The sequence below is a fragment of the Streptomyces sp. NPDC056948 genome, assembly GCF_042674225.1.
Classification (GTDB): Bacteria; Actinomycetota; Actinomycetes; order Streptomycetales; family Streptomycetaceae; genus Streptomyces; species Streptomyces purpurascens.
This window is the reverse complement of record NZ_JBHUQX010000691.1, coordinates 1-2,896: the sequence shown is the minus strand read 5'-3', so window position 1 is coordinate 2,896 and position 2,896 is coordinate 1. Positions and strand designations below refer to the sequence as shown.

At 70.5% G+C, this 2,896-nt stretch carries 3 protein-coding genes; 2 read left to right on the top strand and 1 reads right to left on the bottom strand.

Features of this window, described 5'->3' with window-relative positions:
* Positions 1-172: 172 nt before the first annotated feature.
* Complete coding sequence (locus ACFTZL_RS43555) at positions 173-445, top strand: hypothetical protein (RefSeq protein WP_382595779.1); 273 nt, start codon at positions 173-175, stop codon at positions 443-445.
* A 46-nt stretch (positions 446-491) separates the two neighbouring features.
* On the opposite strand, the gene ACFTZL_RS43550 is transcribed toward ACFTZL_RS43555, so the two are convergent.
* The gene (locus ACFTZL_RS43550; RefSeq protein ID WP_189723085.1) at positions 492-1,247 is read right to left on the bottom strand and encodes a ferritin-like fold-containing protein; all 756 of its coding nucleotides are present in this window, start codon (positions 1,245-1,247) and stop codon (positions 492-494) included.
* Between the two features lie 481 nt (positions 1,248-1,728).
* Here ACFTZL_RS43550 and ACFTZL_RS43545 point away from each other — a divergent pair.
* Positions 1,729-2,896 (top strand): DEAD/DEAH box helicase (locus tag ACFTZL_RS43545; protein ID WP_382595776.1); only part of this gene is annotated, 1,168 nt, incomplete at its 3' end.

Here is a 2,896-nt window from a genome sequence, read left to right as displayed (position 1 = left end):
CGCTTCGCGTTCCCCTCCCCCGAGCGGTCCCCGGGCAGTCCCCGTGCGGCACCTGGGTTCCTCCACGGATGGAGCACAGAGCACCCACAGAATGGGATTGGATTCCGCAGGTCAGGGGTAAGACGGGCTACGACCGATTTGAGCAGGCCGGCCATGTGGGAGGGACCCCGACATGCTCCTGGAAGCGTTGAGCTCCGCGATCCTCGGCCTGGCTCTGGCCTGGGCGGCCACACAACGCCTGTCGCACCGGCTCCCGGCCCGCCCCCTGGTCCTCTCGACCGGTGTCGCCGGAGCCCTCTTCGGGGCGTTCGTCATGCACAGCGCGCTGGAGGCCGGGCACCTGCTGCTGGTCCTGCTCGGCGCGGTGGTCGTCTCGGTGGCCTCGCTGTCGCTGTTGCTGCGTCCGGCGGGGCGCCGCCTGCGCCGACGATCAGCCACGGCGTAGCCGTAGCCGTCAGGCCGGCGCAGCCGGAACCACCCGCCGCGAAGCGCTACGCGGCCAGGCCCAGCGCGGCCATCCGCTTGGTGTGGGCCTCGGTGATCCGGGAGAACATCTTGCCGACCTCGGCCAGGTCGAAGCCGTCCGCGACGCCGCCCACCAGCATGGTCGACAGGGCGTCCCGGTCGGCCACCACCCGCTGGGACTGCGACAGGGCCTCGCCCATCAGGCGCCGCGCCCACAGCGCGAGCCGCCCGCCCACCCGCGGATCGGCGTCGATCGCGGCACGCACCTTCTCCACGGCGAAGCCGCCGTGGCCGGTGTCGTCGAGCACGGCCAGCACAAGGTCACGGGAGTCGGAGTCCAGGCGGGCGGCGACCTCCCGGTAGAAGTCGCTGGCGATGGAGTCGCCGACATACGCCTTGACGAGCCCCTCCAGCCAGTCCGAGGGGGCCGTCTGCTTGTGGAAGCCGTCGTAGGCACCGACGAACGGCTCCATCGCCCGCGTCGGCTCCTCCCCGATCTCGGCGAGCCGGTCGCGCAGCCTCTCGAAGTGGTGGAACTCGGCCGACGCCATCTTCGCCAGCTCCGCCTTGTCCGCCAGCGTCGGCGCCAGCTTGGCGTCCTCCGCGAGCCGCTCGAACGCCGCCAGCTCCCCGTACGCGAGCGCGCCGAGCAGGTCCACGACAGCGGCGCGGTACTGCGGGTCGGCGGAGGCCGTCGCCCAGTCCCGGGCGGCGACTCCGGTGTGTTCGGCCGGGGTGGCAGTGGTGTCCGAGGCGTTCTCAGGCTTGTCAGAGCTCGTCATGAAGCGCACAATAGCCCGCCCGCCGAAAGGCGTAAGGCCCTGGTCAATCACTGTGACAACGGCTACGTGACCAAATCGGCCATCGCATGTGCGCGATTCCGGGGTATGGTGGTAATGCGCCTGCTGGTACTTCGACGTACCTCGACAGGCCGCACGTATGAGGATGCCCGGTCGGTGGCCCGATCGGCTCCGACCTGACAGACCTCCGCGTCCGTACGGCACTGTGCGTACGGAGCCCGGAGGGACACCCTCAGCGGTACGAGCGCTAGAGCGTCGACAGTGGTCCCGTGCCCAACGGCACCGCCGCAAGGCCGCCGACGTCCCCGGCACGGTCCGTACACGACCCCCGCGCTCGCCTCGCACCGCCCCACACAGAAGAGGCAGCACCCTGACTACGACGTTCCGAGAGCTCGGAATCCTCCCCGAGACCGCCGAGGCCCTTGAGGCCGTCGGCATCACCACCCCCTTCCCCATCCAGGAGATGACGCTGCCCGTGGCCCTTTCGGGCACGGACGTCATCGGCCAGGCCAAGACCGGCACCGGCAAGACGCTGGGCTTCGGCCTCCCGCTCCTCGAGCGCGTCACCGTCCCCGCCGATGTCGAGGCCGGACGCGCCAAGCCCGAGGACCTCACCGACACCCCGCAGGCACTCGTCGTCGTCCCCACGCGCGAGCTGTGCCAGCAGGTGACCAACGACCTCCTGACGGCCGGCAAGGCCCGTAACGTCCGCGTGACGGCGATCTACGGCGGCCGGGCCTACGAGCCCCAGGTCGAGGCCCTGAAGAAGGGCGTCGATGTGGTCATCGGCACCCCGGGCCGGCTGCTCGACCTCGCCGGGCAGAAGAAGCTGAACCTGAAGCACGTCAAGTGCCTGGTCCTCGACGAGGCCGACGAGATGCTCGACCTGGGCTTCCTGCCCGACGTCGAGAAGATCATCAACATGCTGCCGGTCCGGCGCCAGACGATGCTGTTCTCGGCCACCATGCCGGGCGCGGTCATCGGCCTCGCCCGCCGCTACATGTCGCAGCCCACGCACATCCGCGCCACGACGCCGGACGACGCGGGCGCGACGGTCGCGAACACCACGCAGTTCATCTACCGCGCGCACAACATGGACAAGCCCGAGATGGTCTCGCGCATCCTGCAGGCCGACGGCCGCGGGCTGGTGATGGTCTTCTGCCGGACGAAGCGGACGGCGGCGGATCTCGCCGACCAGCTCAAGCAGCGCGGTTTCGCCTCCGGCGCGGTCCACGGCGACCTCGGCCAGGGCGCCCGCGAGCAGGCCCTGCGCGCCTTCCGTAACGGCAAGGTGGACGTGCTCGTCTGCACCGACGTCGCCGCCCGCGGCATCGACGTCGAGGGCGTGACGCATGTCATCAACTACCAGTCGCCGGAAGAGGAGAAGACGTACCTGCACCGCATCGGCCGTACGGGCCGGGCGGGCGCGAAGGGTACAGCGATCACGCTCGTCGACTGGGACGACATCCCGCGCTGGCAGCTGATCAACAAGGCGCTGGAGCTGGGCTTCAACGACCCGCCGGAGACGTACTCCACGTCCCCGCACCTCTTCTCCGACCTCGGCATCCCCGCGGGCACCAAGGGCGTCCTGCCGCGCTCGGAGCGCACGCGCGCCGGGCTGGACGCGGAGG